Source organism: Metapseudomonas resinovorans, from assembly GCF_002003485.1.
Lineage (GTDB): Bacteria > Pseudomonadota > Gammaproteobacteria > Pseudomonadales > Pseudomonadaceae > Metapseudomonas > Metapseudomonas resinovorans_D.
Map to the genome: position 1 here is coordinate 1 of NZ_BDMA01000077.1, position 14,567 is coordinate 14,567.

A 14,567-nucleotide genomic window follows, 5' to 3' on the forward strand; every position below is an offset into this window, starting at 1 on the left:
GAGCGGTCAGCCCAGCAAGAACCGCATCGCATCCGCCGCGCTCTGCTGCGGAATTTCTTCCATCGGGACGTGCCCAACACCCGGATAGGTCTTCACCTGGATTCCCGGTAGATCGCGTTGCCACAGCGGCACATGCTTCGGCGAAATCCAGCGGTCCTTCTCGCCCCACAGCAGCAGGGTCGGCGCCTTGATCTGCGCCACGCGCTCGCCGGTGCCCTCCAGTTCCTCCTGGTTGACCTTCAGCAGCACCCGGAAGATGTCCATCATTGCCCGGCGGTTACCGGGGCGGCGGCTCAGGTCGTAGTAACGGTCCACCACGCCTGGTTTGATCCGGCCCGGTTCGCCATAGACCTCCTTGATGCCCTGGGCAATCAGCGCCCTCGGCATCCACAGCGGCATGGCCAGGGTGGCACCGGGCAGCGCGGCGGAGGCGATCATCCAGGGCACCTTGCGCATCTGGTAGCCGGCCGGGTCGATCAGCACCAGCTTGTCGACGCGTTGCGGTTGGGTCAGGGCGAAGTTCCAGGCGATGTAACCGCCCAGGGAGTTCCCGGCAATGGAGGCCCTGGTCACGCCCAGGTAGTCCAGCAGCAGGCCGAGGATGCCGATCATGCGTTCGGCCGAGTAGTCGCCGCCGCGCTTGGGTCCGGTGAGGCCGAAGCCCGGTACGTCGAAGCGAATGATGCGGTAATGCGGGGCGAAGGCCTCGACCCAACCGTCCCAGGTGTGCAGGGAGGCCACCACGCCGTGAATCATCACCAGGGCCGGTTTATCGCGGCTGCCCTCGTCACGGTAGTGGACGTTGAAACCATCCAGCTCGATGAAACGTGAACCACTGTCGGCGCTGGCGTAGCGCGCCTTGAGGCGGTCGAGCGGCAGTGAGCCGAAACCCAGGCGGGCGAAACCGGCGGCTAGCGGCGGCGACAGCGGCAAGCTGGATGCGGACATGCGGGGCACCTCGTGATTGTTATTGTCGAGGGCCTATCACAGCACGTGGCCCCGAAGACCGCGCCCAACCTAGGATGTGTCCGTTGCGCTAGACAGTGCGAGGGCGCAGCGCGGCGATCAGCAGATCCCCCAGCACCGTCTTGGCCCGCTCGATCCCGCAGGCGGAGGCTGCGCTGGCCAGCAACTCCAGGGAAGCCGCCTCCATCGCCCAGATCAGCGCGCGATAGGTCAGCGGGTCACGCGCATCGCCTTCACCGTGCAGCCGTTCGGCGAGCAGGCGGCCCATTTCCTCGTGGGCACGCTGGCGATGACTGGCGAGGGGGGAATCGGCGCGCAGGGCTTCTTCCTGCATCAGGCGGATGATGGGGCCGACGGCCAGGTGGTAGTCGAAGTAGCGCGCCACCATACCGCGCAGCCAGGCGTCGGCGCTGCCGGCATCGCCCTGCATCTCGCGAAAACGCGTCAACAACAGGACTACAGCCGTGCGATAGATGCTTTCCAGCACATCCATCTTGTTCGCGAAGTACTTGTAGAACGTCCGGCGGGACACCTGGGCGGCGTCCAGCAGGTCGTTCACCGTGGTCTCGGCGATCCCCTTGCGGGCGAACACTGGAATGGCCGCCAACTGGATGTTGGCCCGCAGCAGATGGCCCACCAGCGGTCCCTCGCCTTCGCCCTGCTGGCGCACGGCATTGAAACCGCCCAGGTCCTCGAACACCGCGCGTACGGCACCCTGCTCGCTCGTTTCCATCAGCCCGCTTCCCCAACCAAGGCGCGGGTGACGGCGCATTGCGGCCTCGCTACTCTTGGCCGGCCCTTCCCCGCAGGATTGTCCAGATCGATGACGCTATCACGCCCCCTGCTCTGGCCGCTGGCCATCCTTTTGCTGGTTTTCGCCCTGCGCGCACCGGCCGCCGAACTGTTCTACCTGGGGCAGAAGATCCCGGACATTCAGCGCCCCTGGTCCAGCGCCGACTACCACCAGTTGATCCAGGCCCTGCAGAAGATCGATACCACCCAGGTCAACGCCCTGCCGCGGCGCAGCGGCGAGTTCACCGGCCCCATCTACACGCGCATGGTCAGTGAGGCGAACTTCAAGCCGCAGTTGAACATCTACGCGCCACTGGAGCTGCGGCAGAACGAGGCGCGCGAAGTGCTCTTCCAGCTCAAGGAGCTGATGCGCCTGTACTTCGACTTCAAGGCCGCGCAACAACCCTACGGTGCCGAGGCGTTGGGCCTGATGACCTATTCCCTGCGCCAGCAGGCCATCCTCTTCACCCTTACGGTGGAGTTCTGGATGACGCTTTCCGAGAAGGAACAGACCAGCCAGATTCGCCTTCAGGGCCTGCAGGAAACCAAGGCCGCCGCTGCCATGCTGACGTCCAGCGCACTGGACTACCTGGGCCTGACCCGCCAGTTCAATCGTGAGGACCTGGTGCTCTACAGCGCCGAACTGGCCAAGCAATTGCCGGAGCTGTTCGTGCACTTGCCGGCGGATGTGCGCGGGCAACTGCTGGCGCGGGTGGCCGAGCTGGCGGAGAAGCATCGATACGACGAGGTGCGCGCAAACATGGCCGATCTGTTGCCGGTGCTGGTCAGCATCCAGCAGGACGTGGATGCCCAGTTGGCCAAGCCCGTTCCGACAAAACCGGCCGGCCCGGCACTCGACCTCTCGGTGCCGCCAGCGGCCTCAGCGCAGTAAACCGAGCGCCTTGGCCCGGGCCACCGCCTGGGTACGGCGCTCCACGCCAAGCTTGCTGTTGATGTGGCGGGCGTGGCTTTTCACCGTATGCAGGGAGATGAACAGGCGCTCGCTGATTTCCTGGTTGGAGCAGCCCTGGGCGATCAGCTGCAGCACCGCCAGCTCCCGCGAACTCAATGCCTCGGCGGCACCGGCATCGACCGGGAGCGCAACTTCGGCACCTGGTAGCAGTTCGAGCAACTCCCGCACCGTGTCCGGCGAGCGGGTCGCCAGTTGCTCTCGCAACCACTGCGGATGCTGCTCCAGCAGTTCCCGATAAGGCAGCAGGGCACCGCTTTGCAGGGTTTCCAGGGCACGATCGAGCAAAGCCGCCGCTTCACGCTCGCGACTGGAACGCAGCAGGCTCACCAGTTGCAGCCGGGCCCCCAGCGCCACATGCATGATTCCCTGGCTTTCTGACTTCTCCAGCAACGCCCGAAGCCGTGCCTCGGCTTCGGCAGCCTTGCCTTGCGCCCGGGACAACGCAGCCGATTGCTGCTCGATGCAGAGCGGTAGCAACGGGTGGAACTCCGGCGCCGCGGCCGCCTGTTCGCCCGCATAGGTTTCTTCCAGGCGCGGCAGCCAGGCTTCGGCCAGCTCTAGCTGCCCCTGCGCCAGCCAGAGTTCGCATTTGGACAGGGTGATCATCGCCAGGTAATACACCGGCGGGACGTCCCAGATGTGCATCAGCCGCTCGGCCTCGGCCAGTTGCGCGAACGCGGCGGCGAAGCGCCCTTCGCGCCCTTCCAGGGCAGCGAGGGCGCAGTGCCCGATCAACAGGCTGATATCGCGGCAGGCACGGGCTTCGGCGATGCCCGCCTGCAGGCTGACACGCGCCGCCTGATGCTCCATGCGCATGCACAGCAGGAAGCCCTGGTAGAGCATCAACCGTGCCCTGGCTACGCAGGCCCGGGGGACGTCCACACCGCGCAGGCGCTCCAGGCCCTTTTGCACTTCGGCCTGGGCTCGCAGCGTTTCGCCCCGCACCTGCAGGACGCGGGCACGGTCGTAATGGACCAGTGACTCGAACAACGGATTGGCGCCGCGCTGGGCCATTTCCAGCGCTTCGCGATTGAGGCCGCGGGCGCGCCAGAGATCGCCGCGCACCAGGGCGATGTTGCCCAGCAGGGATAGGCAGAGATGGCGCTGGCCGTAGTTTTCCGGCGACAGCGCGGTCAGGGCCTCGGTACAGGAACTTTCCGCGCGCTCGATGTCGCCACGGCCACGGGCGATCAGCCCATTGATTGCCTGCCATTGCACCAGCAGGCTGCGTTGTTGCGCGGCGTCCGGTGCGGGCAGGAAGCGCGCCAGGTTGCCGGCCAGTTCTTCCGCAGCGTCAAGCTGGCAGGCCAGGCCCAGGGCCAGGCTGTAGAGCACGATCAGGCGCGGCGTGCTGGAAAGCAGGCTGTCGGGCAAGTCCATCTTCCAGCGCAGCAGCATGGCGATGTTCTGGTTGGCCAGCAGCTGCTCCTCGGACAGGTTCTGCACCAGCGAGGCCGCCACATCGGGCTGGCCGGCGCGCAAGGCCTGTTCCACCGCCTCATCCAGCAGCCCGCGTGCGCTGAACCAGCGGCAGGCGCGCAGGTGCATGCCGGAAGGCGCCAGGCTCGGGGTTCCGCGAGTACGCAACAAGTCGGAGAACAGGTGGTGGTAGCGGAACCATTGGCCCTGCTCATCCAGTGGCACCAGGAACACCTGGTGGGCCTGCAGGTGGCGAAGGATCGAGGCGCTGTCGTGGCTTTCGCGCACGGCATCGCAGAGTTCGGCACAGAAGCGCTCGAAGCGGGCAGTCTCGAAGAGGAAGCCCTGCACCTCGGGCGGCTGGCGCTCGATGACTTCCTCCAGCAGGTATTCGCGGATCAGGCTTTCATCGCCATGGGCGGCTTGCTCCACACCCGCGCCGGCCGGCGCTTCCTGGCCGGCCAACAGCCATAAGCGCAGACCTGCGACCCAGCCTTCACTGCGTTGCAGCAGGCCCTCGAGGTCGTCGCCGTCCAGCTTGGCGCCCTGGCTGGTGAGCAGCGCCAGGCATTCGTCTTCGGTCAGGCGCAGGTCCTGTTCATTGAGTTCCAGCAAATGACGCGACAGGCGCAAGCGCGCCAGGTGCCAGTCCGGGCGCTGGCGACTGGTGACCAGCAGTACCCAGCCATCGGGCAGGTGGTTGAGGAGGAATTGCAGGCAGCGGTCGAGCACTGCGTTCTGTGCCAGGTGATAGTCGTCCAGCACCAGCAGCAGTGGCTGGTTGGCATCCAGGCGCTCGGCAACTTCGTCGAGCAGGCCATCCAGCCATTGCTCGAAGGCGAAGGGTTGGTGGCGCTGGCGCATCTTCAGGTGCCCCATCGCTTCATCACCCAAGCCCGGATAGAACTGGCGCAGGCCATCCAGCAGGCGTTCGAGGAAACGCCCCGGATCACTGTCGCGCCGGCTCAGGCTGAGCCAGAGGCTTTGCCAGCCTTCGGGCAGGTCTTCGCAGAATTCGATGGCCAGGGAGCTTTTGCCGAAGCCGGCCGGGGCGCTGAGCATCAGCAGACGGCCGTCGAGGCCGGCGGCAAGCCGCTCGCAGAGGCGCGGGCGCGGGACATGGCCGGCAGGACGCGGCGGGCGGAAAAAGCGCGCATCCGCCACGATGGCAGCGGTCGACGAAATGGATCGCGAACGGGTCAGTACGGTCATCACCCAGCTTCTAGGACTGTTGTACGTGCGGGGGAGCGAGCTCGAACGAGCCTAGCCGTTCGGGGGAGCCAATAGAAGCCCCGCCGGGAAGGAAGTACAGACAAGAAAAAGCCGGCCCGGAGGCCGGCTTCGCAACAGGGTATTGCAGCGATCAGCGAACGCCCGCCTGGCGCAGGGCCGCCGGGGTGTAATCGCTCTCGCCAGCGGTGTAGCTGAAGTCGTAGGACTGTTTCTCCTCGTTCTTCATGCCCAGCGCCAGGTAGCGGCCGGACAGCAGGTCGTAGAGGCTTTCCAGCGTGTACCACGGCACCTGGTGGTTGTAGTAGTACTGGGAATGGGCCTCAGCCACGCGCCACAGGGTGCCGCGACCGTCGTAATGGTCGATGGCGGCGGCTTGCCAGGTGTCTTCGTCGAGGTAGAAGTCACGCTTGGCGTAGATGTGGCGCTCGCCCGACTTCAGGGTGGCGACGACATGCCATACGCGGTGCAGCTCGTAGCGGGTCAGGTCCTGGTTGATGTGGCCGGCCTTGATGATGTCGGCGTACTTCAGGTTCGGGCCATCCAGCTTGTAGCTGTTGTAGGGGATGTAGATCTCCTTCTTGCCTTCCAGCTTCCAGTCGTAGCGGTCCGGCGCACCGTTGTACATGTCGAAGTTGTCGGAAGTACGCAGACCGTCGGCGGCGGTACCCGGACCGTCGTAGGACACCTGCGGTGCGCGGCGCACGCGACGCTGACCGGCGTTGTAGAGCCAGGCCAGGCGCGGCTCCTTCACCTGGTTGAGGGTCTCGTGCACCAGCAGGACGTTACCGGCCAGGCGGGACGGAGCAGTCACACGCTGCTTGAAGTAGAACAGCACGTTGCTCGGCTTGTTCGCGTCGTAGTCCTTCAGCTTGTCGCGGAAGGTGAACTCGTCCTGGAAGTACACCAGGCTGTAGGAGCCGTTCGGCTGCGGAGTCGCCTGGGTCACCAGACGGCGCACGCTGCCACCGCGATAGCGGGTGATGTGGTTCCAGATCGCTTCCAGGCCGTTCTGCGGAATCGGGAAGGGGTTGGCGGTGCGGAAGTCTTCCAGGCCGTTACCACCTTCAACCAATTTGGTGTGGGTGGCGTTGTACTGGGTGGCTTCGAGCACGTCGGCCGGCACGGTGGCCGAACGGTGGGTCTTGAACACCGGCATCTTGTAGGTGTCGGGGTAGCGCTTGAACATCGCCAGCTGGCCGGGGGTCAGCTTGTCCTTGTACTGGTCGACGTTCTGCGCGGTGATGGTGAACAGCGGCTGCTCACTGGCGAAGGGGTCCGACAGGAAACCACGGCCATCGGCGTTGCCGGCGTTCTTCGGCAGGCCGCCGGTCCACTCGGGGATGGAGCCATCGGCGTTGCCGGCCTTTTCCGCGCCCAGCGGGGTCAGGGTGGAACCCAGCTTGGCCGCTTCATCGGCGGATACCGCAGCCATGACACCAGTGGCCAGCATGGACAGCGCCAGCACGCCGGTTTGCAGCAGACTCTTTGTTGTTTTCATTTTCATCGTCTTCCTCAAATTTCCAGACCGCTTAGAAGTTCACGCCGAAGCTGAGCGCGAGGAAATCGCGATCGATCGAGGTGTTGTACGTGCCGCCGAAGAAGTCGGTGTAGGCAAGGCTAGCGGTGTAGGTGTTCTGGTATTCGGCATCCAGGCCCAGGCTTACGGCCTTGTTGCCTTCGTTGAACACGCCGTTCGGGCCGTAGCCGTCCACGTCATGGGACCAGGCGATGCTGGGCTTCAGGTTGATACCGGCGAACACGTCGTTGTAGTCCCACACGGCACGGGCGCGATAGCCCCAAGCGGTAGTGGTGACGAAACCGTCGTCCTCGCAGTACTTGGTGAGGTTTTCGGCGGTGGCGCTACCCAGGGTGCTCAGGTTGAGCGCACGGCACTGACCAGCCGGAAGCGGGCCGGGGCCGTACACCGGATCACGGCCATAGCGAGCCTCGGTCGTGTGCTCCAGGCCACCCACGTGAACGACACCAACCTCGCCCACCAGGGTCAGACGGCTGGCGCCCATGACCTGGTCGAAGAAGTGGGTGAAGGTGGTCTGGAACTGGGTGACTTCCTTGCGGCGGTAACCAGGCTGGTCGGTGTTCGGGCGACCGGACAGTACCGACACGTTCGGGTTCAGCGGGCTCAGGCCGGAGAACAGGATGTCGGTGGTGTTCAGCTGTACCGGCAGGTTGGGACGGTAGCTGACCTCACCGCTCCAGGCGGTACCGGTGGGCAGGGTAGTGGAGAAGCTCAGGCCATAGAGGCGGATGTCTTCGGGGTACTCGACGTAGTACTCGCTGTTGCCGGCAACGACCAGCGGCAGCAGTTGCGGTACCAGGGCATTGACCGTGCCCGGAATCGCGGCACCCGGAATGGTACCGACGAGCGCGCCGCCCAGGGCCTGGCCCAGTCCGGTCGGCGAATAGGCAGCAGCCGGTCCGCCACGACCGCTGAAGTACGGGTTGCGGCTGTGGTAGTTCATGAAGTACAGGCCGAACTCGGTATCAATCTCCTCGGCGAAGTAGCGGAAGGCGGTACCCCATTGACCGTCATCGCGGGCATCGCGGTCCGCACCACGCTTGACGATGGCGCCCTCGTCCGGGTTGCCCCACTGCACGCCACGGGCTTGCAGGGTGTTGATGACGTTGTTGCGCGCGGCGGCCGGCAGACCGGCAGCTTGCAGGGCATTGTTCAGCCCTTGCTGGGTACGCAGCACCGCCAGGTTCCGGTCGCAGCCGTCGGCGATCACGTCCGGCTGGGCGAAGAAGGTGCCGCAGTTGTCGACGACGGTCTGGTCCCACTCGAGCTGGTAGAAGGCCTCGGCGGACAGGTTGTCGGTCAGGCTCTGGGACACATAGAACATGTTCACCGGGATCAGGCCTTCCTTGATCTCGGCGCCGGGGCGACGGAATGCAGACACGTCGACCGGGTTGATGGAGTTGATGCTGTTACCGATGAAGGTGCTTTCACCCCAGCTCACCACCTGCTTGCCCAGACGCACGCTGCCCGGCAGATCGGCGATGTTGTAGTTGTGGTAGACGAAGGCGTCGAGCAGCTCGGCGCCGGACGACTTGGCGCCTTCCTTGCGGTTGCTGTCGTCGATGTCCTTGAACAGACGGCTCTCGTCCTTCAGCTCGAAGTCGTACCAGTACTTGCCACGAACGAAGACGCCGGTATCGCCGTATTTCAGTTCGAGGTCATGGATGCCCTTGAAGATCTTCGAGAAGGTTTCGCCCTTCTTGAAGTTCAGGTGGGAGTCGTCGGAGGTCTGGGATAGACCGTCCCCACCGTTGTTCACGCCGATCAGGTCCTTGTCGGCCCCCCGCATCGACCAGCTGGCCCCCACGGACAGCGAAGAGTCGAACTGACCTTCGATTTCACCGATGTTGAACGTCACGCCGAATGCCGGAGCTGCAAGCGTGGAAGCGAGGCTGACGGCCAATGGCAATTTCGCCAGGCGCCAGAACGTTGTGGTTGTTGTCATCGACGCTACTCCATGTGTTTTTTGTTATTGATGGTTGCGGACTATAGCCAGCAGGTATTAGCGCTTGATCCCTCGAAAGTGTGATTTGGAACCCCCAGGCACTCTGGCTCGCACCTTCCGACGGACTAGTCCGATCCTTCGGTAGGAAAGATAGCCAGTAATTCTCGGAACGCAGCAATTAACAAGCCAAGCGTTTGCTTGGTTGGCTGGACAGAAAAAAGCCCAGGCCGCGCAAGGCGCGGCCTGGGCTACTCAGGGATGGGAGACGAACGGTCAGAGTGCGGAGAGGAAAGTGCTTCCGGCTGCCTGCCATTGGGCGATGTCGACACGAATGCGTTTCTTGTCCAGTTTGCCCACGCTGGTCTTGGGAATTTCAGTAACAACGGCGATCTGGCTGGGAATAGCCCACTTATTGATGTGACCTTGCTCGACGAACGGCTTGAGATGTTCCTTCAGAACCTTGGCGTCGAGGGACTGGTTGTCACGAACCACCACGAGGGCGAACGGACGTTCACCCCACTGCGGATCGGGTACTCCCACCACGGCCACTTCACGTACCGCCGGGTGACGACTGATCAGGTCTTCCAGTTCCAGGGACGAGATCCACTCGCCACCGGTCTTGATCACATCCTTGATGCGGTCGCGGATATCGATGTAGCCCATGCCGTCCAGCGTGGCCACGTCGCCGGTGTGCAGCCATCCGTGTTCCCAGAGCTCCTCGCTCTTCTGTGCTTCATTGAAATAGCCGTAGGTCAGCCAGGGAGCACGCAGCACCAGCTCGCCCTGGGATTCGCCGTCCACCGGCTGGAACTTGCCCTCGGCATCCATGATGGCCGCTTCTACCAGCGGTACCGGCACGCCAGCCTTGATGCGGTAGGTGATGCGCTCATCCTCGCTGCCGGCCAGCAGTTCTTCGTTGAGGTGCGCCACCGAGATCAGCGGGCAGGTCTCGGACATGCCGTAGGCGGCAGTGAGCTGGATGCCACGGGACTTTGCGGTTTCGTACAGGGTGCGATTCAGCGCACTGCCGCCGATGATCATCTTCAGGCCGCCGAAGTCGTATCCCTGGGCGGTGGGCGCGTTCATCACCATCTGCAGGATGGTGGGTACGCAATGGGAGAAGGTGACCTTCTCTTCTCGGATCAGCTTGCAGAGCATGTCCGGCTCGTAGCGGCCGGGGTAAACCTGCTTCACCCCGAGCATGGTGGCCACGTAGGGCACGCCCCAGGCGTGGACGTGGAACATCGGGGTGATAGGCATGTAGACGTCATCGGTGCCCATCAGGCGGATGCTGTCCAGCGCGCCGATGGTGGACGCCATGGACAGGGTGTGCAGCACCAGCTGGCGATGGGTGAAGTAGACGCCCTTGGGATTGCCGGTGGTGCCGGTGGTGTAGAAGGTGGTGGCGACTGAGTTTTCATCGAAGTCGGGGAAGTCGTACTTCGGGCTCGCGGCGGCCAGCAGGGTCTCGTACTCGCCCACCAGGTTCGGCAGATCGGCGTCGTGGTCGGTGCCGTCGGTGAGCAGCAGGGTCTTTTCTACCGTGGTCAGCTGGCTGCCAATGGCCTTGAAGATCGGCAGGAACTCACTGTTGACCAGCACGAAGCGGTCGTCGGCGTGGTTCATGGTGTAGAGGATCTGGTCCGGCGAAAGGCGGATGTTGATGGTGTGCAGCACCGCGCCAATCATCGGGATGGCGAACATGCATTCCAGGTAGCGGTGGCTGTCCCAATCCATCACGGCAACGGTATCGCCGGCCTTCACACCCGCCTCGGTGAGCACGTTGGCCAGGCGCGCGACGCGCTCGTTGAAGGTCGCGTAGCTGTAGCGGATACGGTCGCGGTAGACGATCTCGCGGGTCTTCTCGTAGCGGCTGCCAGACATCAGCAGGCGCTTGATCAACAGCGGGTAGACGTAGGCGTTGTCGGCGGGCTTGATGACGCGGGTCTGAAGCATGGGGCACACCTGGCGAGGTTGAGGACTTTTTGGTTGTTCTCGACTTTAGGTCGCATCGGCCAGGCGCAAATCAGTCAAAAGAGTGATTTGATGGGTGACTCTTTTTAGCTTTCTGGTCACGAGATAGAATCCGAGGCTCCGGCCGGTCGCGGCCAGTTATCCAGATAGGTAGGTTCGAGATGTCCGATATCGTTATCGTCAGTGGCGCCCGTACACCCATGGGCGGCTTCCAGGGCAGCCTGTCCGGCGTTTCCGCCGTGGACCTTGGAGCGCTGGCCATACGCGAGGCCGTCAACCGCGCCGGTATCCAGCCGGCCGACGTGCAAGAAGTGATCATGGGCAACGTGCTGCCCGCTGGCCTCAAGCAGGGCCCGGCCCGCCAGGCGGCGCTGAACGCCGGCCTGCCCGCCGCCACCGGCTGCACCACTATCAACAAGCTGTGCGGCTCTGGCATGAAGGCCGTGATGCTGGCCCACGACCTGCTCAAGGCCGGCAGCAACTCCGTGATGGTGGCCGGCGGCATGGAAAGCATGTCCAACGCCCCCTACGTGCTGGAAAAGGCCCGCACCGGCCTGCGCATGGGCCACGGCGAAATCAAGGACCACATGTTCCTCGATGGCCTGGAAGATGCCCGCACCGGTCGCCTGATGGGCTCGTTCGCCCAGGAAACCGCCGACAAGTACGGCGTTTCCCGTGAAGAGATGGACGCCTATGCCATCGAATCCCTCAAGCGCGCCCAGGCCGCCATCGCCGACGGCTCCCTGGCCGCCGAAATCGTTCCGGTGACCGTCACCACCCGTAAGGGTGAGGTCGTGGTCAAGGACGACGAGCAACCGCTGACCGCCAACCTGGACAAGATCCCCAGCCTCAAGCCGGCGTTCCGCAAGGACGGCACCATCACCGCCGCCAACGCCAGCTCCATTTCCGACGGCGCCAGCGCGCTGGTCCTGATGACCGCCGAAGAAGCCGAACGCCGTGGCCTCAAGCCGCTGGCGAAGATCGTCGGCCACGCCACCCAGAGCCAGGACCCGGCCGAATTCACCCTCGCCCCCATCGGCGCCATGACCAACCTGTTCAAGAAGACCGGCTGGAACAAGGACGACGTGGACCTGTTCGAGATCAACGAAGCCTTCGCCATGGTCACCATGCTGGCCATGCGCGAACACGGCCTGGACCATGCCAAGGTCAACGTCTACGGCGGCGCCTGCGCCCAGGGCCACCCGGTGGGCTCCACCGGCTCGCGCATCATCATCACCCTGATCAACGCCCTGCGTAACAAGGGCGGCAAGCGCGGCGTGGCCTCGCTGTGCATCGGCGGCGGTGAAGCGACTGCAGTGGCGATCGAGCTGCTGTAAGAGCTTTTGCTGGAATAGAAAAGGCGCGGCTTTGGCTGCGCCTTTTTTATGGGCCATCACCGCACGATGGACACGCAAGGCAACCATCTCCAGTAGATGCATCGAGCCGCGCAGCTACATCTCCCCCTCACCCCAACCCTCTCCCTCAGGGAGAGGGGGCCGACACTCCGAGCGCGCCTTGGTCCCATCGCATATCCAGGCCATTGATGAACGGCAGAATCTCTCGAAGTTTCAGGCGCGAGTCACCCCTCTCCTCTTCAGGGAGAGGGGCCGGGGGAGAGGGTAGCCTCAGGCCGCCACCACCTTCGGCACATGCGCCGGCGTCCTCGGAAACACCAGCGCTGCCGCGAAGGTCAGCACGGCAAACCCGACCAGCACCAGGTACAACCCCGTCAGCCCCTGTCTCGGTTCGATGAACGCGATCATCGGGATTGCCGCGGCACTGGCGCCGAAGGAAACGAAGTAGCGCAGCGCGAACACCCGGGCCTGCCATTGCGGCGCGACGAAGTTGGCCACCATCGAATCGTTCACCGTCACCTGGCCGAACACCACGAACATGAAGGCCGCGCCCAGCAGGATCACCACCCAGCCGTCAGTCCAGGCCATCGCCAGCAACAGCGGTGCCTGGCAGAACGTCAGCAGGACGAAGGGTACCTTCAGGCTGACCCGGTCGATTACCCGGCCGATCAGCAACTGCGCGATGGCGCCGAAGGCATAGGCCAGACTGACCACCAGGCCGAGGGTTTCCGGTGCAGCGAAGAGGTCATGCAGACGCTCCTGGAACAGCTTGGGATAGGTCACGGTGGACGCGTTGAACACCACTCCACCCGTGGCGGTGACCAGCGCCAGCACGCCAAATACCAGCGGCATCGACACACGCATGCCGCTCCCCGTGCGCTTGGCTCCGACGGCGAGGGCCGGCGGGGCTTCGTCCTTCACGCACCAGGCGAACCAGCAGCCCAGCAGGATGGCCACAGCGCCCGGCAGGATGAATGCCACGCGCCAGCCGAAGCGCGCCGTCAGAAAGCCGGTCAGCAACGCCGCAAAGGCCACGCCCAGATTGCCCCACATGCCGTTGACGCCGATTTCCCGTCCGCGATTCTCCGCATGGGCCACCAGCATCGCCGTGCCCACCGGGTGGTAGATGGCGGCGAATACCCCGACCAGGGTGAGGCCCGCCACCAGGACGGGGACCGACGTGCTCAGGCCGGTGAAGATGGCGGCGGCGCCTATACCCAGGAAGAACAGCAACATCATCTGCCGCCGGCTCCAGCGATCACCCAGCCATCCGGCAGGTAGCGAGCACGCACCGAAGGCGATGAAGCCGCCGAGCGACAGACCGATCAGCTCGCCGTAGGCAAGACCGAAGTCACGCCCCATGCCGAGCACGGCAGCCGGGAAGATGAGCATGAACATGTGGTCGATCACATGGGCGGCGTTGATGAAGCGGATAACGGTGCGGGGGTGATTCATGACGGCGACGTTCTTATGGGAGGAAGGGTCATGCTAGGTTGTCCACAACGAAGCAACCGGCCATACAAGTCATCGAATCGGACATGCTGATCAGACTCCACCAACAAGGCCGCCTGAGCGCAGTCGCACGCGACTACCAGGACGGCGCCCACGTCGAACTCCACCGCCATGACGAAGCGCAATTCCTCTATGCCGCACGCGGCCTGATGCGCCTGGTCACCGCAGCCGGCGCCTGGGTGATTCCGCCGACCCAGGCGGTGTGGATTCCACCGGGCGTGGAGCACCAGATCTTCATGGCCGGGCAGGTGCAGATGCGCACCCTGTTCATCGATGCCGGGGCAGCCCCCGTCTCCCTCGATGGTTGCTGCGTGCTGGCGGTCTCACCGCTGCTGCGGGAACTGATCCTGCGCGCCGTTCAACTGGAGGAGATGGACGCCGACGAACACAGGCTCCTGGTGCAACGGCTGGTCCTTCACGAAATCGCCGCGCTGGAGCACATGCCCTTGCACCTGCCAGTGCCGGAGGACCGGCGCCTGCGAGCCATTTGCCTGGCACTGCTGAAGGCACCGGAACAGGACCGCACGCTGGAAGACTGGGGGCTGGAAGTCGGCGCCAGCAGCCGCACCCTGGCCCGGCTATTCGCCCGAGAGCTGGGCATGAGCTTCAACGACTGGCGCCAGCAGCTACGGCTGACCGAGGCACTGCCCCGCCTGCTGTCAGGACAGAGCGTGCAGAAAGTGGCCGTCGATCTGGGTTACGGCAGCGGCCGTGCCTTCAGCGCCATGTTCCGGCGCCTGCTGGGCAAGAACCCGAGGGAATACGTGGCCAGCCTGGGACAGCTGGCCGCGCTGGAGAAGGACGTTCCATGAACCTGTGGGAGCGAATCCACTACCGAGCACAATGCCGACCTCTTTAGCC

10 protein-coding genes are annotated in these 14,567 nt (G+C 64.3%); 3 read left to right on the forward strand and 7 right to left on the reverse strand.

Going from position 1 to position 14,567, the window contains the following annotated elements; translation table 11 throughout:
* Positions 1-6: 6 nt before the first annotated feature.
* Positions 7-948 (reverse strand): alpha/beta fold hydrolase, encoded by a 942-nt coding sequence (locus MnOB_RS21610; RefSeq protein WP_077526278.1) that lies wholly within the window; start codon positions 946-948, stop codon positions 7-9.
* An 88-nt stretch (positions 949-1,036) separates the two neighbouring features.
* Positions 1,037-1,699, reverse strand: a complete 663-nt coding sequence (locus MnOB_RS21615) for a TetR/AcrR family transcriptional regulator (RefSeq protein WP_107504116.1) — start codon at positions 1,697-1,699, stop codon at positions 1,037-1,039.
* A 90-nt stretch (positions 1,700-1,789) separates the two neighbouring features.
* Between MnOB_RS21615 and MnOB_RS21620 the strand changes: the two genes are divergently transcribed.
* Positions 1,790-2,650 (forward strand): hypothetical protein, encoded by an 861-nt coding sequence (locus MnOB_RS21620; protein WP_077526279.1) that lies wholly within the window; start codon positions 1,790-1,792, stop codon positions 2,648-2,650.
* On the opposite strand, the gene MnOB_RS21625 is transcribed toward MnOB_RS21620, so the two are convergent.
* The 4 genes from MnOB_RS21625 to MnOB_RS21640 all read right to left on the reverse strand — a co-directional run bounded on the left by MnOB_RS21625 (position 2,639) and on the right by MnOB_RS21640 (position 10,821).
* Positions 2,639-5,362 carry a winged helix-turn-helix domain-containing protein gene (locus MnOB_RS21625; protein WP_077526280.1) on the reverse strand — a complete coding sequence of 908 codons (2,724 nt, stop codon included), beginning with the start codon at positions 5,360-5,362 and terminating at the stop codon, positions 2,639-2,641. The two genes, MnOB_RS21620 and MnOB_RS21625, sit on opposite strands and share 12 nt — an antisense overlap.
* A gap of 151 nt (positions 5,363-5,513) precedes the next feature.
* Entirely contained in the window at positions 5,514-6,881 is a 1,368-nt protein-coding gene (locus MnOB_RS21630; protein WP_077526281.1) for a DUF1329 domain-containing protein, read from the reverse strand.
* Positions 6,882-6,912: 31 nt separating this feature from the next.
* Positions 6,913-8,865, reverse strand: coding sequence for a DUF1302 domain-containing protein (locus tag MnOB_RS21635; RefSeq protein ID WP_077526282.1), 1,953 nt, complete (start codon positions 8,863-8,865; stop codon positions 6,913-6,915).
* A gap of 273 nt (positions 8,866-9,138) precedes the next feature.
* On the reverse strand, positions 9,139-10,821 hold the full coding sequence (locus MnOB_RS21640) for a fatty acid--CoA ligase (RefSeq protein WP_077526283.1): 1,683 nt from the start codon (positions 10,819-10,821) through the stop codon (positions 9,139-9,141).
* Positions 10,822-11,000: 179 nt separating this feature from the next.
* On the opposite strand from MnOB_RS21640, the gene MnOB_RS21645 reads away from it, so the two are divergent.
* A complete protein-coding gene (locus MnOB_RS21645; protein ID WP_077526284.1) occupies positions 11,001-12,176 on the forward strand; it encodes a thiolase family protein in 1,176 nt (391 codons plus the stop codon).
* A 288-nt stretch (positions 12,177-12,464) separates the two neighbouring features.
* Here MnOB_RS21645 and MnOB_RS21650 read toward each other — a convergent pair whose 3' ends face one another.
* The gene (locus MnOB_RS21650) at positions 12,465-13,649 is read right to left on the reverse strand and encodes an MFS transporter (RefSeq protein ID WP_077526285.1); all 1,185 of its coding nucleotides are present in this window, start codon (positions 13,647-13,649) and stop codon (positions 12,465-12,467) included.
* Positions 13,650-13,732: 83 nt separating this feature from the next.
* Between MnOB_RS21650 and MnOB_RS21655 the strand changes: the two genes are divergently transcribed.
* Complete coding sequence (locus MnOB_RS21655; protein WP_077526286.1) at positions 13,733-14,518, forward strand: AraC family transcriptional regulator; 786 nt, start codon at positions 13,733-13,735, stop codon at positions 14,516-14,518.
* The last annotated feature ends 49 nt before the right edge of the window (positions 14,519-14,567 follow it).

Coding starts and splice junctions, on each gene's coding strand:
- MnOB_RS21610 (WP_077526278.1), bottom strand. CDS start 948: ATGTCCGCATCCAGCTTGCCGCTGTCGCCGCCGCTAGCCGCCGGTTTC.
- MnOB_RS21615 (WP_107504116.1), bottom strand. CDS start 1,699: ATGGAAACGAGCGAGCAGGGTGCCGTACGCGCGGTGTTCGAGGACCTG.
- MnOB_RS21620 (WP_077526279.1), top strand. CDS start 1,790: ATGACGCTATCACGCCCCCTGCTCTGGCCGCTGGCCATCCTTTTGCTG.
- MnOB_RS21625 (WP_077526280.1), bottom strand. CDS start 5,362: ATGACCGTACTGACCCGTTCGCGATCCATTTCGTCGACCGCTGCCATC.
- MnOB_RS21630 (WP_077526281.1), bottom strand. CDS start 6,881: ATGAAAACAACAAAGAGTCTGCTGCAAACCGGCGTGCTGGCGCTGTCC.
- MnOB_RS21635 (WP_077526282.1), bottom strand. CDS start 8,865: ATGACAACAACCACAACGTTCTGGCGCCTGGCGAAATTGCCATTGGCC.
- MnOB_RS21640 (WP_077526283.1), bottom strand. CDS start 10,821: ATGCTTCAGACCCGCGTCATCAAGCCCGCCGACAACGCCTACGTCTAC.
- MnOB_RS21645 (WP_077526284.1), top strand. CDS start 11,001: ATGTCCGATATCGTTATCGTCAGTGGCGCCCGTACACCCATGGGCGGC.
- MnOB_RS21650 (WP_077526285.1), bottom strand. CDS start 13,649: ATGAATCACCCCCGCACCGTTATCCGCTTCATCAACGCCGCCCATGTG.
- MnOB_RS21655 (WP_077526286.1), top strand. CDS start 13,733: ATGCTGATCAGACTCCACCAACAAGGCCGCCTGAGCGCAGTCGCACGC.